The organism is Allocatenococcus thiocycli (genome assembly GCF_921292965.1).
GTDB classification, from domain to species: domain Bacteria; phylum Pseudomonadota; class Gammaproteobacteria; order Enterobacterales; family Vibrionaceae; genus Vibrio; species Vibrio natriegens.
The window spans coordinates 48,724-71,827 of the sequence record NZ_CAKLCK010000008.1 but is presented as its reverse complement, the minus strand read 5'-3'; the positions used below and the strand labels follow the sequence as shown (position 1 = coordinate 71,827).

Genomic DNA, 23,104 nt, shown 5'->3' with positions numbered 1-23,104 from the left:
TAGGGTTTGAATCCATCCAAATTGTGAGTAAAACGTCACATCCCTCCTTCTGAAGCAGTCATGTTGCTTTACACTTAAAGCATGGTTCATTTTTCTCAGAAAACAAGCTTTCTCTGTAAAAAAACAACGTGAGATATGAGATCAATAGCACAATATTTGCGAATACTATCGAGTCAGAATCTTTGAGCTACCAATAGTGGAAAGCTAAATTGCAACTTTGCCGATTAGGTCTAGACTCTTCCGGGCGTATAATTTCCTCCGTCCCATCAAACAGAAGCAGGAGAAACCGTGAATGACCAAGAGAGAGAGAATTGTGAAGTCTGTGTTAGCGCACGTGCCGAAAGATGCGATTAACCAGTTTATCTCTCGAGGGTCGACACCAATATCGGTTTTGTTAATGGCCGCTATCGTAGGCATACTTGCTGGCGTTGTCGGAACTTACTTCGAACATGCCGTCCACCTCGTTTCTGAAACTCGTACCGAATGGCTAAAAAGTGAAATTGGTAGCATGTTACCACTGTGGCTGGCAGCCGTACTTATTAGCGCCATGTTGGCTTTTGTTGGTTACTTCCTTGTTCACCGTTTTGCTCCCGAGGCTGCAGGTTCCGGCATCCCTGAAATAGAAGGCGCGATGGACAATATTCGTCCAGTCCGTTGGTGGCGCGTGCTACCGGTGAAGTTTTTCGGTGGTATGGGTGCGCTAGGGTCAGGCATGGTATTAGGCCGTGAAGGTCCAACGGTACAAATGGGTGGTGCTGTCGGTCGAATGGTGACAGATATTTTCCGCGTAAAAGATGACGACACAAGGCACTCTCTGCTCGCTTCAGGCGCGGCAGGTGGCTTGGCCGCGGCGTTTAACGCGCCGTTAGCAGGCATCATGTTTGTCGTTGAAGAGATGCGCCCTCAATTTCGCTATTCATTGATTTCCATTCGTGCGGTGATCATCTCCGCCATCATGGCTAACATTGTGTTTCGGGCGATTAATGGCCAAGATGCAGTGATCACCATGCCTCAGTATCAGCCACCAGCCTTACAATCTCTTTGGCTGTTCCTACTACTAGGGGCTTTGTTTGGTGTATTCGGCGTTATCTTCAATAAACTTATCACCATCGCTCAAGATAGCTTTGTGGCTATCCACAAAAACGATCGTAAGCGTTACCTTATTACAGGATCGATTCTAGGTGGTGTATTCGGTTTACTGCTTTTATACGTGCCACAATTGACGGGTGGCGGCATCGCACTCATCCCCGACGTAACCAACGGGAACTACTCCATCACACTGTTAGTGCTGCTGTTTGTTGGCCGTGTTGTAACAACATTACTTTGTTTTGGCTCTGGTGCGCCTGGCGGTATTTTCGCGCCAATGCTCGCTTTGGGTACCTTATTTGGTTATGCATTTGGTGCTAGTGCAGAAGTGCTGCTACCAGCCCTAGATATTGAACCGGGCATGTTTGCGATCGCAGGCATGGGCGCTTTATTTGCAGCGACAGTACGTGCTCCAATCACAGGCATTCTGCTGGTTATCGAGATGACCAATAACTACTACCTTATTTTACCGCTCATCATTACCTGTCTGGGCGCAGTAATTATTGCCCAGTTACTAGGCGGACAACCGATATACAGTCAGTTACTTCGTCGTACGCTTAAAAATGACAAGCTACGTCAACAAGATCTACCAGAAAATCAAGCGTCTTAAGCGTTTAGTCCCCATTTCGCTCCAAATAATCTTTTATCCGGAAGGGTTGTTTGGAGCCGATTACCTGCTACTTTTGCATCTTTTACCAAATATTCGATACCAAACTCACAAAATTGCCATTCTATGATCGTTCCCCTATACCTTTATGAGTAACTACCAATAAAACTTGCTAGTATTCGCGCCTGATAGAGCAATTGTTCCATGACATTTGGCTTTGTTTAACCTGAGCAAAAAATAGACACTGAGATATTTTTTCAGGTAAACCCTTTTCAGAAAGCCAGGCTGGTATTAATGTTTCATACGAATAGAATCATTTCGGAGTAGATTTGAACTGGAGAAGACTTGTACAGTTTTATAGTGTCCCGCCCTCTCAGGCAGCGTTGGCACTTGGTATTATTGGTTTAGGTCAAGCTTGGGCGCTTTACGTTCCAGCTATCGGAGAACCGATTCGACCATTTCTCTCGTTACTTGGCGCGTTATTACTTGCTCCGGTGCTGATCAAATATGCAACCAATCCTCGCTTGTTCATGGTCGATATTCGCAATCCATTGAGCGGGAGTTTAATGGCTCCGATGAGTATGGCGCTGCTGATCCTGACTGACTACCTTGCCTCTGTTTCACCTATTATTGCTTATCCAGTGTGGTTTCTAGCACTTTTGCTTCATTTTTCAATGATGATGCTCTTTTTCGGTTTTCAGCTCACTAACTTTAAAATGTCGAATATTGTTCCGAGCTGGTTCCTTTATCCTGTTGGGATCATCAGTAGCTCGCTTGCTGGTTCCCAGTTCGGACACAACGTATTCTCAGAAACCGTCGCGCTTATTTGTATCGGCATTTATTTCTTTATGCTACCCCTAGTGCTATACCGCTTAGTTTTCTTCGGCTCTCTACCAAGAAAGGCACGCCCTACACTTGCGATTATGGCAGCACCAGTTAATTTATCTCTCGCGGCATATTTAGTGAACTTCCCTGAGCCAGACCCAATCCTCACAGGAGCGTTAGCGGGTATCGCCATCACAATGACCTTGCTGATTTACCTGTGTTATTTCCGACTACTGCGATTGAAGTTCCAACCGTCTATAGCCGCGGTCACATTCCCGTCGGTTATCAGTGCAATTGCCATGCACCGATTAACCACATTTTTTGCAGAATCACACCCGCAATGGAATTGGCTGCATGACTTTGGCTTTTTAGAGCTGAGTATTGCTACGGTATTGGTCGTTTGGGTGTCGGCAGGCTATGTGAAAATGTACTGGCCAGAAATTGTCAGATCCCGCTCCAAACAAGCATAAAAAAAGGATGGCATCGGCCATCCTTTTTTCTTCAATTCGATTTATCGTAAACCGTGCAGAAATTCGGCACGTGTCGCTGGGTTGCTCTTGAAGATGCCTCCCAACGCAGTGGTCGTCGTTTCACTGGTTGCGTCCATAACACCACGTGATTTCACGCAGTAGTGCGTCGCGTCAATCGTCACAGCCACATCGTCAGACTCAAGAAGCGTTTGTAACGCGATAAGAATCTGCTGTGTCATACGTTCCTGAACCTGTGGACGCTGAGCAAAGAAGCGTACAATTCGGTTAATCTTCGACAGGCCAATGATTTTGCCACGAGGAATATACGCTACAGCGGCTTTACCATCTATTGTCACAAGGTGGTGCTCACAAGTGCTGGTCACAGTGATGTCTTTCACACGAACCATTTCACTCACGTTCATCTTATTTTCGATAACAGTGATTTTCGGGAAGTTCGAATAATCCAGACCAGAGAAAATTTCGTCCACGTACATTTTTGCAATGCGATGCGGTGTTTCTTCTAGGCTATCATCCGTAAGGTCAAGCTGAAGGAGGCCTAAGATCTCACGCATGTGGTACTCGATCTTTTCCTTTTTCTCTTCACGGCTTACGTTATTAGGACGCATTGGCGTTTCTAATCCACGTTGCTCTAGCGCTTCTTTTACTAACTTCGCTGACTCGCTAAGACCTGACATTACACTTCCTCTTTCATAACTGCCGCTCTCAGATTGAAACACATTTCTCGTTGATTCATTCCGTTTGCGCTTCGGTCGCTCAGTTTAGTGATTTATATCCAAAACACATAACAAAAATAGACTGAGCGGTTTTCTCGACTCCACGAGGACTTTTTACCCCTTTTGGATGGGTGACAAGGATACTCGGATTTTTGAATAATTACATCCATATTTTATCGGTGGGCTTTGTCACTTTATGATAAAGTTGCCTCAAAACATAAGAATATAGGACTATCTCAATGGGCTGCTGCGACGCACCTGGCTTGATGCCAATTGAAGAAGCGATGGAGAAGATGCTATCGCAAATCAAACCAATCCAAACGACTTTGTCTCTGCCACTCGCTGAAGCATTGGGTTATGTACTTGCCGAAGACATTTTATCTCCAATTCACGTACCTCCGTTCGACAACTCCGCAATGGATGGTTATGCAATCCGTATTCAAGATCTGCAAGCGTCATCAACGTTGCCTTTAGCCGGAAAGTCATTTGCAGGCCAGCCATTTGAAGGCGAATGGCCGCAAGGCACGTGTGTTCGCATCATGACGGGCGCACAAATACCGCAAGGCTGTGATGCCGTCATCATGCAAGAAAACACGGAAGTAACGGATTCTGGGATCCAGTTTAACCAAACCGATGTAGAGCCTCAGAACAACATCCGTCCTACAGGTGACGACATCCAGCAAGGTGATATCGTACTCGCCAAAGGCGCACGCCTGACACCTCGCGATATTCCAATGATCGCCTCTTTAGGTGTGAGTCATGTGACTGTCGTGCGTAAACCAAAAGTGGCCTTTTTCTCTACCGGTGACGAGCTAAAACCATTAGGTGAGTCGCTTGAAGCGGGTCAAATCTACGACAGCAACCGTTACGGTATTAAACCTCTGATCGAAAACTTTGGTTGCGAGCCAGTAGACCTTGGCATCGTCCCTGATTGTCCAGAAACTCTTAAAGCGACATTTGAACAAGCGCAAACACTGGCGGATGTGGTTGTCACATCGGGTGGCGTGAGTGTAGGTGAAGCCGATTACACCAAAGATATTCTTGAAGAGCTGGGCGAAATCGGCTTCTGGAAACTGGCGATTAAACCGGGTAAACCTTTTGCTTTTGGCAAACTTTCCATAGCTTGGTTTTGCGGTCTTCCGGGCAACCCGGTGTCTTCAATGATGACGATGTATGTTTTGGTTCAACCAATGCTGGCTAAATTAGCCGGGCATACAGAGTGGAAAGAGCCATTATCCATCCCTGCGATCACTAAGACCGCTTTCAAGAAAGTACCGGGACGTGCCGATTACCAGCGCGGGATTTATTCGTTAGAAAACGGTACGTTCGTTGTAGAAACAACAGGAAACCAAAGCTCTGGTGCATTTCGCTCAATGAGTTTAGCCAATTGCTTTGTTGTGCTGGAGCGCGAACGTGGCCGAGTTGAAATCGGTGAGACGGTAAACATTCAACTATTCAACTCAACACTTTACTAGGATTGCACCGTGGATATTCTTTCTGATCAAGAAATGCTGCGCTACAACCGCCAGATCATTCTGCGTCAGTTTGATTTTGACGGGCAGGAAGCACTTAAGCAGAGCTCAGTCCTGATTCTTGGTGCTGGCGGGCTGGGCTGTGCGTCAAGTCAATACCTTGCGACTGCGGGTGTTGGTAAGCTGACATTAGTTGATGATGACATTGTCGAGCTGTCTAACCTTCAGCGTCAGGTACTGCATCACGATGTCGATATCGGTCGTAACAAGGTTGATTCAGCCCGCGATGCGCTACGAGAGCTTAACCCTCACATCGCCATTGATGCCATTGCCAAGCGTCTTGATGATGCAGAAATGCAATCCCTGATTGAACAACATACGCTTGTTGTGGATGCATCGGATAACGTAGAGACGCGTAACCAGCTTAACCGTCTGTGCTTCGCAACGAAAACGCCGTTAATCTCCGGTGCAGCGATCCGTATGGAAGGTCAGGTAAGCGTATTCACGTACGATGATCCAGCACAACCCTGTTATCAGTGCTTAAGTGCCCTGTTTGGCAGTGATGCTTTAAGCTGTGTGGAGGCTGGGGTAATGGCACCAGTGGTTGGCATTGTCGGCGCAGTGCAAGCGATGGAAGCGATTAAAGTGATCGCCAATTACGGTCGGCCAATAAAAGGCAAAATACTTATACTTGACGCGCTAAGTATGTCCTGGCGAGAGATGAATTTAATGAAAATGCCAACCTGCCCGGTTTGTAATTAGCGAGATAACATTCAAAAGCTCAACCTATCGTTGAGCTTTTTGCTATGGGACGAAAGCGATTTTTGCGCAAAGCGGCATCCAACTTTGAACAGACATTTATTTTCCTGTAAAACAGTAAGATTACTCAGGCTTGAACATACGGAACTCAATCTTGGACAATCCCCAAAAATACATTTTGGTTTTAATCAGCTTGACTGCCGTTTTACTGCTTCTCTGGTTAACCGCTCCAAACACAGAGAGAACCGTGACGGCAACCGTAATAAATAACACGCTAACACAATCTTTAGATGGTCAGCGTCGCTACCTGACGATCAACTCACCCGAGACTGGCCAACAACGCGTTTCTGTTCCAACATCAGTGGTATGCCCTGTCGGTTCGACGGTAACATTAAGTCAAGCCACAGAAACAACCATTGAACAGTCATTCTCATTTGTTCGTTGCGATTAGCGTGTCTCCAGATCATATGGGTATTAATAATAAGGATTTAACGATGCAAACATTGATTGACGCGAAGGAATTAAGTGCCCTGTTAGGCCAACCCAATGTGAAAATATTGGACGCAAGCATAAGCTTCCAAATCCCTTCTGAGGGAAAGAAGATCACCGATAAATGGATTCCTGGCTCACTGCGTTTTGACTATGACAACGACTTTTGTCTACCCGATTCCACGCTGCCACATATGATGCCGACTGAAGATGGATTTAATACCAGCGCACAACAGCTTGGCCTGCATAAAGATGATCTTATCGTCGTCTACGATAACTCTGGAACGCTTGCATCACCTAGAGCATGGTGGATGTTCAAAGCGATGGGACACGATAACGTAAAAGTCCTCAATGGCGGATTACCTGCGTGGATAGACAGCGGCTTCCCTATCGTAGATTCACTCTCAGCACCTTCTGAATTAGGTACATTTACCGGGGCTCTGTTTGAAGAGGCGTTCTTAGACGCGCAAACCGTACTCGAACACTCAAAAAATCAAAGCGCAAATATCATTGATGCACGTTCTAAAGCGCGCTTTTTAGGCGAAGTACCGGAACCACGTGCTGGCCTTCGCAGCGGACGCATTCCAACCTCAATCTGTTTACCATTTCAGGAGCTGATGACGGATGGTCACATCAAACCCGTTTCGGAATTAGAGCAAGTTTTTAGTGATCTTACGATTCAAGATGACCAACGCCTTATATTCAGCTGTGGTTCAGGCGTTACTGCCTGTATTTTGTTGTTAGCCGCGCATCAATTAGGCCTGCGAAATGTGTCTGTGTACGATGGTTCGTGGACGGAGTGGGGTTCAAGCCTTCACTTGCCAATTGAAATTTAGCAAACAAACGAGTCACGAAACTGCATAACAGTGAAAACAAAAACCGCCCTCAAATGACGGCGGTTTTTCTTCATTTAGATACAAGTAATATCACTACTTTCTCATCATGATGCCTGAGAAGCCGGTTTGTCCGGCTGACGATAGTTGATCATACAGATCACGACGATCACAGCGAGCGCTACCAATCGGTAAATGTCTGACATAAACAGCACACCTAAAGCCATCGCCAGTAAAACACCACGTTGCCAGTATTGTAATGGCGAGAACAGACGCCCTTCGATACCACCCGCAAAGGCGACAAAAAGGCTGATTGTCGAAATCACTCCAATCACAAAGTGCATCGGTTCACCTTCAATCCAGATCAGGCCAGAAAAGGCCATCATTGCCGGAATGAGGAAAAAGCCCTGAGCAAGTTTAAATGCCTGCACCGCAGAACGCATAGGTGATGCATTCGCAATCCCCGCCCCCGCAAATGCAGCCAGCGCAATTGGCGGCGTCACATTTGAAGTTTGCGATAACCAGAAGACAATCATGTGCGCGGTTAGTACTCCCAGGCCAAAGTCCATCAGGGCAGGAACCGCCATAATTGACAGAACGATGTAGGCCGCCGTTACAGGTAACCCCATTCCGAGAACCACGGCAGCAACCGCAATCAAGGCTAATACCGACCATAAGTGGCCACCCGACATTGCGATCAGGAACTGCGTAAACTGCAGACCAATCCCTGTCTGACCAACGACACCCACCACGATACCAGCGGTTGCACAGGCGACAGAAATAGGGATAGCCAGAAACGCACCTTCTCTCAAGCCTTCAATAAACAGTTTGAGACTGATTCGACTATGCTTACGCGTCATCGCCGCTAACAGGATTGCCACACACCCGAAAACACCCAACCAACACTGGAGAGTAGCTCATCATTAGCAGTGCGGTGATCAGAACAAGCGGCAGTAAATAGTGCCAGCCATCTTTCAACACTTTAGAAATCTGCTCAGTTACCGTCATCCCCTGAAGACCTAGCTTACAGGCCATCAGGTGCACATAGAGCAAGGTACAGGCAAAGTACAAAATAGCCGGAGCGATAGAGACCAATAAAATATCGCTGTATGGGATACCGGTAAACTGCGCCATGACAAACGCCCCCGCCCCCATTACCGGTGGCATGATCTGCCCACCAGTCGATGCAGCCGCTTCGATGCCCGCCGCTTGCTCTGGCTTATAACCGAGCTTTTTCATCATCGGTATGGTTAACGCACCTGTGGTTACGGTGTTTGCGATTGCTGACCCAGAAATGGATCCGAGAGCCGCTGAAGCAACCACACTCGCTTTAGCCGGACCACCTCGATATTTACCTGCCAATGCAAATGCCATATCGATAAAAAACTGGCCAGCACCAGTCACCTGCAAGAACGCGCCAAACAGAACAAACATGAACACCACACCAGCTGCAATCGCTAGTGGTGCACCATAAACACCATTGGTCGAATAGATGTGGAAGCGAACAATCTCTTCTACAGAGAACCCTTTGCTCGCGACGTTATCGGGTAACACATCACCAAACATCGCATAGGCTAAAAACAGTGCTGCGATCACTACCATCACCAGCCCGACAGTACGCCTTGTCGCTTCAAGCAGCATTACGATTAAAACAACGCCCGCCGCTTGTTCCACCGAGCCTAAACCATCAAGCAGGAAACTGATGTCATCGTAGTCAAACATGGCAATAGTGGTGGAAGCCCAGCATGTTAGCGCAACGAGAACAAAATCAATCACTCGTCCTGTCAGGTAAACAGGTAGAGAATGTCGGGACTTGAAGGTCGGGTAAACCAAGAATGCAATCGCTAAGACCCAACTGACGTGAACTGGGCGAAATACTGGCGCCGATAGGCTGGCGACAATCCCCTGCCAAACTTGAAAGACAGATAAAGCAATAGCCGCAACGGCGGCTATCGAAAGTATCACGTCGGTAATTTTCTGGTTACTCGGATGAATCTTACTCATCACTTACTCCATGTAACTTTATCTCAATCCACTTAAGCGCTTGAGCATGCGTTCAAATTGAAAACTGACAAGTGCCGCAGTGGATTGGTTTTACTTCTTTAATACGATTTACTTGGTTTGTTCCTGAAAGTACTTCTCAGAACCTGGGTGTAGAGGAACACCGTCCAGTTTGGTCATATTTTCGATGGTGGTGAACTTAGTTACGCCCAATACCTGACGAATCTCATCGATGTGCTCAAACGTCGTTTTTGTCAGTTCATAAGCCATATCTTCGCTCATGTTTTTATTCACAACCAAAACGTTCCAAACCGCTGGCACCTTAAATGCAGGCACTTTGTTGTAGGCATCTGCAGGCACGTCAAGCTCTAGATAAGAAGGGTGATCTGCCGCAATTTTCTTCAGCTCTTCATCGCTGAAACTTAGTACACGAATGTCGCGAGTCAGAGCCAGTTCAGTGATTGCACCAACACCGACACTACCAACGATGACACCAGCATCAATCTGGTTGTTCGCGATAGCACTAGTGGTCGCAGTGTAGTTCAGAGACTGAGCTTTGATGTCGTCTTCTGTCACACCCAATGTGTTTAGGATATTGATTGCACTAACGCGAGTACCTGAGCCCGGAGCACCAAGAGAAACGCGCTTACCTTTTAGATCAGCAACCGATTTAATGTCTGAGTTAGCTGGAACAATGAACTGCACAGCATTTGGATAAAGTGCAAACAACACCGCAACGTCCATCTTACGAGGGAACGGTTTCGTGCCTTCATACGCTTGCAGCACAACGTTGCCTTGAGCAATACCAGCAAGCTGTTTGTTGGTAGAAACTTTAATGGTGTTTTCAACAGAGGCCGCAGTCACTTCTGCGCGCATATTAAAATCCGGTAAGTTCTCGCTCCAAATCTTAGCCAACATGCCACCTAGCGGGTAATAAGTACCACTTTGACTACCGGTACCAATAGTGTAATTTTCCGCCATCGTTGATGCTGAAAATACGACAGCAAGTGCCACTAGCCCATTCCTTAGTGCTTGGTACATAAATGCTCCTTGTTCTTTTAGATTGATTGTTATAGCCAAATAACCTGAGATCTCTGAGTTGCAGAAACGGCAACGCTCTGACCCTGTTTCTTGAAGTCATTTGGATATACTTCATAAAGTTATGGTGTGCTCAGGGAGAAATAGCAAACGAGAATGAGATGAAATGAGAGCTTTGTGCGCTATTTGTGTGCCACTCAGAAACGGATTGAAACTTTCCCTGTACTTTATCGCAGCCAGAATGCGTGGGAGAACACGACGACTAACCTGACTGAATTCGCAACAAAACAATGAAAATTGTTCTTCTTCCAACCATGGAGAACTGCGAGTGCGGGCTAATATTTATATACTTTGCTTCAATTTGCAATCATTAAAAATGCACACTGCAACAAGAATTATGTGATCAGAAAGGCGATAAGCAAGGTGATAGAATTGAATAAGTCATATTTAAAATCAATGAATTATCATTGAATTATCATTTTAACGATCACTAGAACGAACCGTAAATTCCGATTTATTTAAATAGCACAAGTGAATATAAAACCATCATCAACGAATAAAAAAGTGTCTTGTTCATAATTTACTCCGAGCTAATCGGGTTCCAATGAGCCGCGAGGAATACTTTAAACTTAGGAAGGAAATCAGGCTGCGAGTGATTTCTAAACACTCGCAACCGTATTGCATTAATCGCAAATTATTCGTACTAAATATCCGATACTGTTTTGCCGTTCATTTGCTCATCTAGGTTGAGTACCGTTAATGCATTACTCACGCTAGTGGCAATAACGTCAATCGCGCCAGTTCTTAAAGCTCCGAGTAATGCCAAAGGTTTACTGTTCTCGGCAGCAATAGCGATCACTTCAGAAACGGAGCGGAATTCATCAATGCCAAGACCGATAATACGGTCGCTCATCACCGTCTTTGCGGATACGCCATTAATATCGAAAAAATCGTACCCCGCGAAATCTCCAACGACACCTTGCATCATTCGCGACTGCACGACTTCTTCTGCGGTAAACCAACCGAGATCGACCATATAGCTGTTTTCACTCATGTCGCCGATTCCAACCAGAGCCACATCGGCTTTACGTGCGAGGTCCAGAGTCTGCTTAACCGTCGCGTTTTGCATGAAAGCAAGTTTCTGCTCCCGGTTTTCTGCATAGGCTGGTGCATATAGCGTTTCTGATGTGCCGCCGTAGCTTTTGGCGAACTGACGGCAAATATGGTCAGCGTTAAACATGCCTCCACGTGGGTGAATACCGCCGATACCACAAACAAACTTAACGTCTCTTTGAGGGATAACGCCTACGTGATGCGCGACTGCAGACACATTGCGCCCCTGACCCACCGTCACTACAGTACCATTTTGTAGCGTGCTCGCCATGTATTTAGATACCAGCCCAGCGACTTGTAACCTTTGCTGCTCTTCGCTTGGCTGATCTAAAGCCACCAAGGCGCGCTTCACGCCAAAACGTTCGATCAGCCTTTGCTCAATCTTAGCGCTAAATACCGGGTGATATTTAACTGTGATCTCCACGATGCCTTCATCTCTTGCTTGCTTTAGCATACGTCCCACTTTCGCGCGGGAAACAGCAAACTTTTTCGAGATCTCTTCTTGTGTTGCCCCATCTTGGTAGTAAGCAACCGAAATCTCAGTCAGAAGATCGGTACTTTCATCAGATACATCGTTAATAGATTTACTCATATTCAACCTGATTTGTATTTTATCTGTGCCCTTCACTCGAGCAAATACTCAACGCCATTACAAGCGCTCACGAGCGTAGCATATGTCACACCCGCCCTTCACTTCAACATTTGCTCATCACAAAAACAAATTCTCAGATTAAAATAGGGCTTCGTTAATGCCCTTATAAGCCATGTGCTATATGGGCAAACGTTTATCTCGATAATAGTGGGCCAAGGCGGGAAAAAATAATTGATGAATGTCACTTTCCCCCCAGATCAACAATTGACTTTTAGCACAGATCAGATAATTATGGAGGCATCATTTACTCAGAGTTAGAGCAAATGTTCACAACAAATGTTCAAACGCTGAAAAGTTAAAAGTTAGTGAGCAGAACAGATTTCTACTTCCGCTGGCTAACGCGCTTGCAAATGCACTTTTCATACTGACAGCAAAGTATGAGCCCAATGAAATAGGATGATCGGAATGAGCAACAAATTAGAGCAACTTCGTAAACTGACGACTGTAGTCGCTGACACTGGTGAAATCGATGCAATCAAAAAATACCAGCCAGAAGACGCAACAACTAACCCTTCTCTGATTCTGAAAGCCGCTCAAATTGCTGAGTACGCTCCTCTAATCGATGCTTCAATTGAGTATGCAAAATCACAGAGCGACGACAAAGCTCAACAAGTTCAAGACACTTGTGACATGCTTGCTGTAAACATCGGTAAAGAAATCCTGAAAACTATCCCTGGCCGTATCTCTACAGAAGTTGACGCACGTCTTTCTTACGATATGGAAGGCAGCGTAGCAAAAGCACGTCAGCTAGTTAAAATGTACAACGATGCTGGCATCGCTAACGACCGCATCCTTATCAAACTGGCTTCTACTTGGGAAGGTATCCGCGCTGCTGAAATCCTAGAGAAAGAAGGCATCAACTGTAACCTAACTCTTCTATTCTCTTTCGCTCAGGCTCGTGCATGTGCTGAAGCTGGCGTATTCCTAATCTCTCCATTCGTTGGTCGTATCATGGACTGGTACAAAGCGAAGGAAGGTCGTGACTTCGAAGCTTCAGAAGATCCAGGCGTACTATCTGTATCTAAGATCTACAACTACTACAAAGAGTACGGCTACAACACAGTAGTAATGGGAGCAAGCTTCCGTAACATCGGTGAAATCCTAGAACTAGCAGGCTGTGACCGTCTAACTATCGCTCCAGCTCTACTTGCTGAACTAGAAGCGGCTGAAGGCGAAGTGGTTGAGAAGCTAGTTGACTCTAAAGGCACTCAAGAGCGCCCAGCGCCAATGACTCATTCAGAGTTCCTATGGGATCACAACCAAGACCCAATGGCAGTAGAGAAGCTTGCGGAAGGTATCCGTAACTTCGCGATTGACCAAGGTAAACTTGAAGACATGATCGCAGCTAAGCTGTAATTACACAGAATCACAAAAGGGGAACGTTTGCGTTCCCCTCTTAATTTTCCTTTCCTAGAATTAAATTTATTCGGTAACTATTATGGATCGTAAACATCTTGCCAATGCAATCCGCGCACTAAGCATGGATGGTGTTCAACAAGCTAACTCTGGCCACCCAGGTGCACCTATGGGTATGGCTGACATCGCTGAAGTTCTTTGGCGCTCTCACCTAAACCACAACCCATCTAACCCTGAATGGGCAGACCGCGACCGTTTTGTACTTTCAAACGGCCACGGCTCAATGCTGATCTACTCTCTACTGCACTTGAGCGGTTACGAGCTATCTATCGACGATCTGAAAAACTTCCGTCAGCTTCACTCTAAGACTCCAGGTCACCCAGAGTACGGCTACGCGCCAGGTATCGAGACAACAACAGGTCCTCTAGGCCAAGGCATCACTAACGCAGTTGGTATGGCAATGGCTGAAAAAGCACTTGCTGCACAGTTCAACAAAGAAGGCCACGACATCGTTGACCACTTCACTTATGCATTCATGGGTGACGGCTGTCTGATGGAAGGTATCTCGCACGAAGCATGTTCTTTGGCGGGCACTCTAGGTCTTGGCAAACTGATCGCGTTCTGGGATGACAACGGCATCTCTATCGATGGTCACGTTGAAGGCTGGTTCTCTGACGATACACCTAAGCGTTTCGAAGCGTACGGCTGGCACGTAATCCCAGCGGTAGACGGTCACGATCCTGAAGCAATCAACGCAGCAATTATCGCAGCTAAAGCAGACCCTCGTCCGACACTAATCTGTACTAAAACTATCATCGGTTTCGGTTCTCCTAACAAGTCAGGCTCACACGACTGTCACGGCGCGCCTCTAGGTGCAGAAGAAATCGCAGCAACACGTAAAGAACTAGGTTGGGAGTACGGTCCTTTTGAAATTCCGCAGGAAATCTACGCAGAATGGTCAGCGAAAGAAACAGGCGCAGCTAAGGAAGCAGCGTGGGACGAGAAATTTGCAGCTTATGAAGCAGCATACCCTGAGCTGGCAGCTGAATTTAAACGCCGCGTAAACGGTGAACTGCCTGCAGAGTGGGAAGAGAAAGCGAACCAAATCATTGCTGATCTTCAATCAAACCCAGCAAACATCGCGTCACGTAAAGCATCTCAAAATGCGCTAGAAGCGTTTGGTGCTCTACTACCTGAATTCATGGGCGGCTCTGCTGACCTTGCACCTTCTAACCTGACTATGTGGTCTGGCTCTAAGTCTCTTGAAGCGAATGACTTCTCAGGTAACTACATCCACTACGGTGTGCGTGAGTTCGGTATGACTGCAATCATGAACGGTATCGCACTACACGGCGGTTTCGTTCCTTACGGCGCAACGTTCCTAATGTTCATGGAATACGCGCGTAACGCAATGCGTATGGCTGCTCTGATGAAAGTTCAGAACATCCAGGTTTACACGCACGACTCTATCGGTCTTGGCGAAGATGGCCCAACTCACCAACCAGTTGAGCAAATGGCTTCTCTACGTCTGACTCCAAACATGAGCACATGGCGTCCATGTGACCAGGTTGAATCAGCAGTGGCTTGGAAACTGGCTATCGAGCGTAAAGATGCACCAACAGCACTTATCTTCTCTCGTCAGAATCTAGCACAACAAGAGCGTACTGCAGAGCAAGTTGCAGACATCGCGAAAGGTGCTTACATCCTGAAAGATTGCGAAGGCAAGCCAGAGCTTATCCTTATCGCAACAGGTTCAGAAGTTGAGCTAGCGGTTGAAGCAGCAGCGCAACTAACTGCAGAAGGCAAGCAAGTACGTGTTGTTTCAATGCCATCAACAGATGCATTCGACAAACAAGACGCAGCTTACCGTGAAGCAGTACTGCCATCAGACGTGACAGCGCGTATCGCTATCGAAGCGGGCATCGCAGACTTCTGGTACAAGTATGTAGGCTTCGGCGGCAAGATCATCGGTATGACTACCTTCGGTGAATCTGCACCAGCAGGCGAACTGTTCAAGATGTTCGGTTTCACTACAGAAAACGTAGTAAACACAGCGAAAGAATTGCTTGCTTAATCAAAGATTAGCTTTCAAGCAATTGTTATAAAAACAGAGCCCCGCTAATACAGCGGGGCTTTTTATTGTCTGAATAAACGAGAATTCTTACGACGGCTTATCTTCAAATCGAAGCGCCAGTTGATAGAAATCTTTGACCTGCTCTTTTAGCTGCAGGCTGTTTTTCTCCACAGAATGAGTCGCCGCCAGGTTTTGCTCCGCCGTCGAGGCGATAGACTGGATATGCAAGTTCACGTCACTCGCCAGTTTTAACTGATTATCCGCGGTCTGAGCCACATCAACCATTAAGCCGCTCATGGTCTGCATCATCTGTTCGACTTCCGATAGACGTACCGTACTTTGTTTTGCAACTTCAGAACACGTATCCGTCTGCTCTTTATTCGCCAAAATGTCTTGTTGCCAGCTATGTATGGTCGACAACATGGTAGAGATGGACGCCTGTATTTGCTCGGTTGCATTAGAAGTACGGCCAGAAAGTGCTCTTACTTCATCCGCTACTACGGCAAAGCCACGACCTTGCTCACCCGCTCTTGCTGCTTCAATCGCCGCATTTAATGCCAGCAAATTGGTTTGATCAGCGATGCCACCGATTTCTTCCATCAAGTGACTCACTTTTTGTGCCTGATCACTTAATTTATACGTCGTTTCAGTGGCTTGCTCAGCTTGTAAACTCAGCTGGGTCAAATTACTGTGGGTCTGAATGATGGTCTCTTTTGCCATCAAACACGATTTTAGCGTGTCATCAATCAATAAATGTGCATCATTGGTTGTGGATGAAGCAGAGTTTGCTGAGATTTCAACCTCTTGCATGGCATCGCGGACTCTATGGATATCGATATTTTGCTGATTGAGCGCATCATGCACTTCAGCCGTTGTCTGGCTAAGATCTTCGGCGCACTCTTGTAACGGTAAAGCGGAGTCTGTCATACGCCCCAGCACTGTTCGAATACGTGCTGACAGCATTTTGATATGGAAATCCGCTATAGAGAACGCGCTATCACCCGAGTATATGAGCCTACTAACACTGTCATACTGCTTCTGTAATTTTTTAAGTTGTTGAGGAGTATCAATCAATTCTTGGCGAAATAGCAGGGCTAACACACCAGCAGGCAAGAGACTGGCGATCCAAGCTAAAGGGCCTTCAGCAGACAGAGCGTAAGCAGCAGCTGGTGCGCTCAGTGCACCAAGCAAAATAGCGTAGCGTAACGATTCATTGATCTTTAAAGACCAAGTTCGACCAGATTTCTCTGCCGCTTTCATACTCTTATAAGCTTTAGCAGCAATATCAACCCATTCACGTTTTGGCTTAACACGCACAGACTGGTAGCCTACGACCTGATTATGTTCATATATTGGCGTGACATAAGCATCAACCCAATAATATCCACCAGATTTAGTACTGTTTTTGACCATGCCACGCCACGCCTTACCTTGCTTAAGACGGGCCCACATGTCACCAAACGCCCCTTTTGGCATATCGTTATGACGCACGATGTTATGATTTTGGCCGATCAACTCTTCATTTGTATATTCTGCAACACGACAAAATGCGTCGTTACAGTAAGTGATAACACCTTTCAAATTCGTAGTTGATACCAGTTCCTCAAACTCTCCGACCAGAGTCTCCTGAGTTTTGCTATTTGAATTGACTGACATAGACAATGCTTCTCACATTTTTAGTTATCATTCGGTAATAATTTGTTGAGCTATTACGAAGTATTTGATTCACGACCCTCTACGGGTAACTCTTTAACGGCAAGTCCTCACTTTTCTTAAGAGTAAACACAGAGAAATTTACGCAATTGCATGCACTCAAAGGACAAGCCAAGCCGTTAAGAAAACACAGGCGCTAAGCAGTTTTTACGCGGGAATAACCAAACTGCAGTGTATTCAGATCGGTATGTCTGTCAGGAAAAAATAAAAAGAGCCAGAGGCATCGACCTCTGGCTCTTTATAAGTATATAAGGTTAAGGAGTGTTACTTATTGCGACGCGCTTTCACTGCATCTGAAAGCTGACGTAACACAACTTCAGTGTCTTCCCAGCCGATACATGCATCAGTGATAGACTGACCATAAGTTGCAGCCTTACCATCAACAAGATCTTGGCGACCTTCTACCAGATGCGATTCAATCATCACACCAAAAATAGCATCTTCTCCACCAGCAATCTGCTCTGATACATCATCCGATACCAGCATCTGACGCTTGAACTGCTTAGAGCTGTTAGCGTGGCTGAAGTCGATCATCACTTTCTTAGGCAGACCTGCTGCATCTAGCTCATCTTTAATTTGGGTAACATGAGCCGCGCTGTAGTTTGGTTCCTTACCACCGCGCAGAATAATGTGACAATCTGGGTTACCTGCGGTTTCAACAATCGCAGAGTGGCCGTATTTGGTTACCGATAAGAAGTGGTGAGACGCACTTGCCGAACGAATTGCGTCAGTTGCAATCTTGATGTTTCCGTCTGTACCATTTTTAAAGCCAACCGGACAGGACAAACCTGATGCTAACTCGCGGTGTACCTGTGATTCTGTCGTACGTGCGCCGATCGCGCCCCAGCTAATAAGATCAGCAACGTATTGAGGCGTAATCATGTCGAGGAACTCACTGGCTGTTGGTAATCCCATATCAGTGAGGTCAAGAAGCAGTTTACGTCCGATACGCAAACCATCGTTCAGTTTGTATGTGTCATTTAGGTACGGGTCGTTAATAAGTCCTTTCCAACCTACGGTCGTACGTGGCTTTTCAAAGTAGACTCGCATCACAACTTCTAACTGCTCACCTAGCTCGTCGCGAAGTACTTTCAGCTTTTTACCGTATTCAACAGCAGCTTGCGGATCATGGATCGAACATGGACCCACGATAACAAGCAGTCTGTCGTCTTTTCCTTCCAAGATGTTATGAATAGCATTACGACAATCAAAAGTAGTTGAAGCAGCGGTTTCAGTGGTTGGAAATTTCTCTAAAACTGCAACAGGTGGCAACAGTTCTTTTACTCTATTTATTCTTACATCATCAGTTTGAAACATTACTTCTACATCCTGGTTGTTGTTAATGACCCAGCTTTTTGCTAACTAAGAGCATTGCAATATTGTTCATAAAGCAAGCAGCAACAAGGGCTGTGGTTCATTTTTGACTTTCGATGCAAGTAACTTATCGGCTTAGCCATAGACTTTCAATCACTTTTTGCAAATAAATGCAAACAATCTACCAGTGTTAAATATCAAACACAGTGTAAATTTTTATTTACGGAAAAAAGTTCAAAATTATCATATATTTTCTTATACCTTTGAAAATCTTTACTACAATGTAAGAAATATCAGAAGTTTGTGAGGTATTGAATACAGAAAAGTATAGCTAGTTCTTATATTTTGTTGCTTGATATGAAATGAATTAACTAATAAACTAATTTCCTATAATAACTGGTTTTTTCTTTAATTTTGATAACACGACGTATAAATTAATATGCAATCAATACAAGGAAACATTATGAACAAAGTAGCAATTGCAGTAGCAGCGGTGGTAGCTGGTGGTAGCGCTCTTTTGAACACTGCGCAAGCTGAAATGTATATCGGGGGCAAAGTGGGCATGAGTACACTCGATGATGCTTGCTATCTAAACAGCCCTTGTGATGATGAAGCATTCGCGGCCGGAATGCACGTTGGCTATGGCTTTAATGAATATTTTGATCTTGAATACGGTGTAGACTTCCTAGGTAACTACGAAGCTAACTTCAAGACAGCTGCAGGCGCTAATACTATCGATGGCGACCTGTGGGCAATGACTCTTGCACCTAAGTTAAACCTACCTCTTTCAGACGATTTTAACCTGTTTGCTAAGATCGGTGGTGCTTACATGATGTCTGGTGACGAAAAAGATTTCGTTCCAACAGGCTCGCTAGGTGCTGAATACGCTCTAAACCGAAACCTAAGCCTACGCGCTGAGTACCAACGTTACCAAGATATGTCTGATGACGTATGGGACGATATGGATGCGAACTTCTTCTCTGTTGGTGTTAACTACACATTCGCAGCTGCTCCTGTAGTAGCGGCCGTAGTTGAGCCAGAGCCAGAGCCAGAACCAGTTGCAGTTATGAAAACTCACAAAGAAGAGTACGGTTCAGGTACGTTTGAGTTTGATAGTGCAACACTTACACCTGAAGCGACTGGACGTCTTGACAACTTCGTTGAACACTTGAACGAATACCCTCAAGCTAACGTAGAGATTACAGGTTACACTGATAGCTCAGGTCCAGCAGCGTACAACCAAAAACTGTCTGAGCGTCGTGCTCAAGCGGTTGCTGATTACCTAACAGCAGCAGGTATTGATGCAGGCCGTCTGACTGTGTCTGGCATGGGTGAAGAAAACCCAGTAGCTGACAACAGCACTAAAGAAGGTCGCGCTCTAAACCGTCGTGTTGAAGTTGTGGTTCCAGAATTCGAGTACGAAGTAATCGAAATGGTTCAACCATAAGCTCAGTGATATCAGTATATTGATTGACAAAAGGGGTGCAAACGCACCCCTTTTTAATGGCAATCACACAATTTACAAATGGCTCTCGGTTAAGCTTCTCATTTATTTACGGTTTAGCGAAGAATACCAGCTCATCACCGTCGACCATGACACAATCCATCCCTGCCGCATGTGCAGCTCGCTTACCCAACTCCGTATCTTCAAAAACTAGGCAACCTGACGCTTCTAAACCGAGTTGTTCTGCCGCCATAAGAAATGTGTCTGGAAACGGCTTATGATTTTCAACATCTGTAGCAGTAACGACTGTATCCAGCTTGTCTAACAGACCCGCATGACTGAGTAAACGCATCGCACTGTCGCGTTGGCTCCCCGTCCCTACTGCGATTTTTTTAAAACCGCGATACTCTTCTAACACGACGTTAGTACAAGGGATAATCTCACCGTGCAATTCCATCGCCGCGAAGGTTTCCATCTTAAACTTAGAAACTTGCTTAGGGTCAAGTGATAACCCATGTTTGTTATTTAATTCAATGACAATCTTAAAGCTCGGCATACCACCTAAACTATGGAACCAATCCTGACAAAATGGAAAATCGAACCGGTCGGCGGTTGCTTGCCAAGCAGCAAGATGGGCCGGCATCGTATCAAGCAAGGTACCATCCATATCGAAGATGAACCCCTGATATGGCCTGAAATCAATCGTGCTCATGTCTTTTCTTCTATTCTTACATCTGTAATGTTAATTTATCAGCTCTTTCAATCGTCCCTATCGGCATTCTCTTATCATGCTCAAAATTTCGAACTCCGTCACACTTCAGGAATGGGAAATCCAGTTATCCCCAATAAGAGCTCAAGGAAATGGTGGGCAGAACGTTAATAAAGTAGCGACTGCAATTCATTTGCGCTTTGACATACGTCACTCAACTTTACCGGAGTTTTACAAAGAGCGATTACTCGAGCTTTCAGACAACCGTATCACAAAAGATGGCGTGATTATTATTAAGGCACAACAGTTTCGCACGCAGGAACAAAATAAAGAAGACGCACTGAATCGGCTGCAAGAACTGATTGAATCTGCTGCTATACAAAAGAAGAAGCGCATTAACACTAAACCGACCCGCGCTTCACAACGTCGTCGCCTTGACAGTAAAAACAAGCAGGGCACTAAAAAGCAGCAACGTAAGAAAGTACAGTATTAAGCAAAAGCAGATAACAAAGTAAAAATTTCATCCTCACCTCACCGGCAGCTCAATACGCCCGAGCAATTTTTCAGGAAAAAACAATATGACTATTCGGCAAAAACTCTACTTCCTAGGAGCTATCGCCATTTTAGGCATTGTGACCCTTTTGGGTACCTCATCTCATTTCGCCAACCAGAGTAATGAACTTAACCACGCCATTAAGCATGTGGGTGATTTGGAAATTCGCTTATTAAATTTGCGACGTAATGAGAAAGACTTTCTTCTTCGTAGCGATTTAAAATACTTAGAAAAATTTAACGACAATGTTGACCTATTTATCCAACTTGAAGAGGAACTTGCTGAAATACTGACGCATTATGACCTCCCATCAAGTCACCAGCTAAGAACCGACTTGCTGGCTTACCAAAGAGGATTTCAGACTCTGGCTTCCGCTTCTCAACAATATGGTCTTAACAGTGAAAGTGGACTTTTAGGGCGATATGAACCGCTATTGCTCGATTCGAAAAAACTTGCCGACCACCAGCAGATTCTGGCACTTATTCATTTTGATAACGCGGTAAAGGCAGGTCAATTCGAACCTAACTCGCTAGGTGGTATTGATGCACCGGAACTGCTGAAGGTTGCAAAGCAACTTGCCAATCAGAAACAAATCATTGGGGTCGCTTACAACAAAGGATTACTTGGTGAGACTCGAGCACTCTCTCATGCAGTAGAAACGCAGTTCGATACTTTCTCGTCGATGATTGATTCTGCAGCCACTCAGCGCGAAGAGAGTATGAGCACCATTAAGCAAGTCATTACGGCTCTGGTACTGATCGTTCTATTTGTGCTTATCTGGCAAATATCTCGATCAATTAACGTTCGCGTAAGTAGCCTATTAACAACAATAAAGACCATCAGCGAGAGCAACGATATATCAATACGCTCCGATCTAGCGGGTAAAGATGAATTGTTTGATATCAGCCATCACCTTAATGATCTGCTGGAAAAACTTGAGCGTTTAATTCAGAACACGCAAGAGAAGTCGATGCAACTGACCGCAAGCACCGACAATATGCACCGTGAACTTGAAGGCGTCATGGAGCAATTTCACACTCAAACCGATCACACCGCCTCTATGGCGACAGCAGTTCAACAGATGGTCGCGACCATCGGTGAAATATCGGAAAGTACGTCTGTTGCTGTAGAAGGCGTTCATCAAGCCGCCAACAATGCAGAGCAAGGACGTACAGTCGTCGAAGCCACTGTGACGAATATTGGCCAGCTGAGTGGCATTTTATCTAACAGCCAGCAATCTATCAGCTCCTTAAATCAGCATGTTGATAAGATTGGAGGCGCGGTAAATATCATTCAGGAAATCGCAGACCAAACTAACCTGCTGGCGCTTAATGCAGCTATCGAAGCTGCGCGTGCTGGTGAGCAAGGTCGCGGTTTCGCCGTGGTTGCTGATGAAGTTCGAGCACTGGCCAGTCGTACGCATCAATCTACTGAAGAAATAACGCGAGTGGTCACCGATATTCAGGTGCAAATGTCGGCCGTCGTGTCCGATATCGACCAGTGTAACGATCAAGGGCAACAAACGCTGAGTGCCTCTGAGCAGCTGGACGCTAGCCTGCAACAAATTATCACTGACATGCATACGATTCAGGGGAACTCGGAGCGTATTGCTTCTGCGATTGAGGAGCAAGGTATTGTGATGAATCAGGTTAGCGACTCAATCAATGAGCTCAATGTGATCTCAGAAAATAATATGCAATCAGCAAAAGAGTGTTTGCTGGAAGTAGATTCCGTCTCTGCTCAAGCGCATGATATGGATGATGCCGTTGCAGAGTTTAAAACTCGTGTCGCCTAATCCGCTAAGATAGTTCCAAATAAAAAGCCCGAAGTGCATGACACTTCGGGCTTTTTCATTTAAAGGG

17 protein-coding genes and 1 pseudogene are annotated in these 23,104 nt (G+C 45.7%); 11 read left to right on the top strand and 7 right to left on the bottom strand.

What is annotated here, in order from left to right; genetic code table 11:
• Window positions 1–292 precede the first annotated feature (292 nt).
• Window positions 293–1,696, top strand: a complete 1,404-nt coding sequence (clcA, locus tag L9Q40_RS04260) for a H(+)/Cl(-) exchange transporter ClcA (protein ID WP_014233820.1) — start codon at window positions 293–295, stop codon at window positions 1,694–1,696.
• 326 nt (window positions 1,697–2,022) lie between these two features.
• Window positions 2,023–2,988, top strand: coding sequence for a TDT family transporter (locus L9Q40_RS04255; RefSeq protein WP_498792211.1), 966 nt, complete (start codon window positions 2,023–2,025; stop codon window positions 2,986–2,988).
• Window positions 2,989–3,029: 41 nt separating this feature from the next.
• On the opposite strand, the gene folE is transcribed toward L9Q40_RS04255, so the two are convergent.
• A complete protein-coding gene (gene folE / locus L9Q40_RS04250; RefSeq protein ID WP_014233818.1) occupies window positions 3,030–3,683 on the bottom strand; it encodes a GTP cyclohydrolase I FolE in 654 nt (217 codons plus the stop codon).
• Window positions 3,684–3,961: 278 nt separating this feature from the next.
• On the opposite strand from folE, the gene moeA reads away from it, so the two are divergent.
• The 4 genes from moeA (at window position 3,962) to L9Q40_RS04230 (ending at window position 7,278) form a co-directional block, all read left to right on the top strand.
• Entirely contained in the window at window positions 3,962–5,197 is a 1,236-nt protein-coding gene (gene moeA, locus L9Q40_RS04245) for a molybdopterin molybdotransferase MoeA (RefSeq protein ID WP_498792208.1), read from the top strand.
• Between the two features lie 9 nt (window positions 5,198–5,206).
• Window positions 5,207–5,956, top strand: coding sequence for a molybdopterin-synthase adenylyltransferase MoeB (gene moeB / locus L9Q40_RS04240; protein ID WP_118120618.1), 750 nt, complete (start codon window positions 5,207–5,209; stop codon window positions 5,954–5,956).
• Between the two features lie 151 nt (window positions 5,957–6,107).
• Complete coding sequence (locus tag L9Q40_RS04235) at window positions 6,108–6,404, top strand: hypothetical protein (RefSeq protein WP_065303364.1); 297 nt, start codon at window positions 6,108–6,110, stop codon at window positions 6,402–6,404.
• A gap of 43 nt (window positions 6,405–6,447) precedes the next feature.
• Window positions 6,448–7,278 (top strand): sulfurtransferase, encoded by an 831-nt coding sequence (locus tag L9Q40_RS04230; RefSeq protein WP_498792206.1) that lies wholly within the window; start codon window positions 6,448–6,450, stop codon window positions 7,276–7,278.
• A 104-nt stretch (window positions 7,279–7,382) separates the two neighbouring features.
• On the opposite strand, the pseudogene L9Q40_RS04225 reads toward L9Q40_RS04230, so the two are convergent.
• The 3 genes and pseudogenes from L9Q40_RS04225 to L9Q40_RS04215 all read right to left on the bottom strand — a co-directional run bounded on the left by L9Q40_RS04225 (window position 7,383) and on the right by L9Q40_RS04215 (window position 12,019).
• Window positions 7,383–9,279: pseudogene (locus L9Q40_RS04225) on the bottom strand (TRAP transporter permease).
• Between the two features lie 108 nt (window positions 9,280–9,387).
• Window positions 9,388–10,317: a TAXI family TRAP transporter solute-binding subunit gene (locus tag L9Q40_RS04220; RefSeq protein WP_329354937.1), complete on the bottom strand. Its 930-nt coding sequence runs from the start codon at window positions 10,315–10,317 to the stop codon at window positions 9,388–9,390.
• A 700-nt stretch (window positions 10,318–11,017) separates the two neighbouring features.
• Entirely contained in the window at window positions 11,018–12,019 is a 1,002-nt protein-coding gene (locus tag L9Q40_RS04215) for a sugar-binding transcriptional regulator (protein ID WP_014233811.1), read from the bottom strand.
• A gap of 465 nt (window positions 12,020–12,484) precedes the next feature.
• On the opposite strand from L9Q40_RS04215, the gene tal reads away from it, so the two are divergent.
• Together tal and tkt are read left to right on the top strand one after the other, a co-directional pair.
• The gene (tal, locus tag L9Q40_RS04210) at window positions 12,485–13,435 is read left to right on the top strand and encodes a transaldolase (protein WP_014233810.1); all 951 of its coding nucleotides are present in this window, start codon (window positions 12,485–12,487) and stop codon (window positions 13,433–13,435) included.
• An 82-nt stretch (window positions 13,436–13,517) separates the two neighbouring features.
• Window positions 13,518–15,509, top strand: coding sequence for a transketolase (gene tkt / locus L9Q40_RS04205; protein WP_020334176.1), 1,992 nt, complete (start codon window positions 13,518–13,520; stop codon window positions 15,507–15,509).
• Window positions 15,510–15,596: 87 nt separating this feature from the next.
• Here the strand turns inward: tkt and L9Q40_RS04200 are convergent, their stop codons facing one another.
• A complete protein-coding gene (locus tag L9Q40_RS04200; protein WP_498792202.1) occupies window positions 15,597–17,165 on the bottom strand; it encodes a methyl-accepting chemotaxis protein in 1,569 nt (522 codons plus the stop codon).
• Window positions 17,166–17,486: 321 nt separating this feature from the next.
• Window positions 17,487–18,539, bottom strand: coding sequence for a 3-deoxy-7-phosphoheptulonate synthase AroG (gene aroG, locus L9Q40_RS04195; protein WP_014233807.1), 1,053 nt, complete (start codon window positions 18,537–18,539; stop codon window positions 17,487–17,489).
• A gap of 460 nt (window positions 18,540–18,999) precedes the next feature.
• On the opposite strand from aroG, the gene L9Q40_RS04190 reads away from it, so the two are divergent.
• Window positions 19,000–19,983, top strand: coding sequence for an OmpA family protein (locus tag L9Q40_RS04190; protein WP_498792199.1), 984 nt, complete (start codon window positions 19,000–19,002; stop codon window positions 19,981–19,983).
• Between the two features lie 106 nt (window positions 19,984–20,089).
• Here the strand turns inward: L9Q40_RS04190 and L9Q40_RS04185 are convergent, their stop codons facing one another.
• On the bottom strand, window positions 20,090–20,692 hold the full coding sequence (locus L9Q40_RS04185) for a beta-phosphoglucomutase family hydrolase (protein WP_498792197.1): 603 nt from the start codon (window positions 20,690–20,692) through the stop codon (window positions 20,090–20,092).
• Between the two features lie 76 nt (window positions 20,693–20,768).
• Between L9Q40_RS04185 and arfB the strand changes: the two genes are divergently transcribed.
• On the top strand, window positions 20,769–21,182 hold the full coding sequence (arfB, locus tag L9Q40_RS04180; RefSeq protein ID WP_422833842.1) for an alternative ribosome rescue aminoacyl-tRNA hydrolase ArfB: 414 nt from the start codon (window positions 20,769–20,771) through the stop codon (window positions 21,180–21,182).
• A gap of 85 nt (window positions 21,183–21,267) precedes the next feature.
• Window positions 21,268–23,037 carry a methyl-accepting chemotaxis protein gene (locus tag L9Q40_RS04175; protein ID WP_498792195.1) on the top strand — a complete coding sequence of 590 codons (1,770 nt, stop codon included), beginning with the start codon at window positions 21,268–21,270 and terminating at the stop codon, window positions 23,035–23,037.
• The last annotated feature ends 67 nt before the right edge of the window (window positions 23,038–23,104 follow it).

Bases quoted from the DNA above. Each gene is read 5' to 3' on its own strand.
- clcA (WP_014233820.1), top strand. From the start codon at position 293: ATGACCAAGAGAGAGAGAATTGTGAAGTCTGTGTTAGCGCACGTGCCG.
- folE (WP_014233818.1), bottom strand. From the start codon at position 3,683: ATGTCAGGTCTTAGCGAGTCAGCGAAGTTAGTAAAAGAAGCGCTAGAG.
- moeA (WP_498792208.1), top strand. From the start codon at position 3,962: ATGGGCTGCTGCGACGCACCTGGCTTGATGCCAATTGAAGAAGCGATG.
- L9Q40_RS04230 (WP_498792206.1), top strand. From the start codon at position 6,448: ATGCAAACATTGATTGACGCGAAGGAATTAAGTGCCCTGTTAGGCCAA.
- L9Q40_RS04220 (WP_329354937.1), bottom strand. From the start codon at position 10,317: ATGTACCAAGCACTAAGGAATGGGCTAGTGGCACTTGCTGTCGTATTT.
- L9Q40_RS04215 (WP_014233811.1), bottom strand. From the start codon at position 12,019: ATGAGTAAATCTATTAACGATGTATCTGATGAAAGTACCGATCTTCTG.
- tal (WP_014233810.1), top strand. From the start codon at position 12,485: ATGAGCAACAAATTAGAGCAACTTCGTAAACTGACGACTGTAGTCGCT.
- tkt (WP_020334176.1), top strand. From the start codon at position 13,518: ATGGATCGTAAACATCTTGCCAATGCAATCCGCGCACTAAGCATGGAT.
- L9Q40_RS04200 (WP_498792202.1), bottom strand. From the start codon at position 17,165: ATGTCAGTCAATTCAAATAGCAAAACTCAGGAGACTCTGGTCGGAGAG.
- aroG (WP_014233807.1), bottom strand. From the start codon at position 18,539: ATGTTTCAAACTGATGATGTAAGAATAAATAGAGTAAAAGAACTGTTG.
- L9Q40_RS04190 (WP_498792199.1), top strand. From the start codon at position 19,000: ATGAACAAAGTAGCAATTGCAGTAGCAGCGGTGGTAGCTGGTGGTAGC.
- L9Q40_RS04185 (WP_498792197.1), bottom strand. From the start codon at position 20,692: ATGAGCACGATTGATTTCAGGCCATATCAGGGGTTCATCTTCGATATG.
- arfB (WP_422833842.1), top strand. From the start codon at position 20,769: ATGCTCAAAATTTCGAACTCCGTCACACTTCAGGAATGGGAAATCCAG.
- L9Q40_RS04175 (WP_498792195.1), top strand. From the start codon at position 21,268: ATGACTATTCGGCAAAAACTCTACTTCCTAGGAGCTATCGCCATTTTA.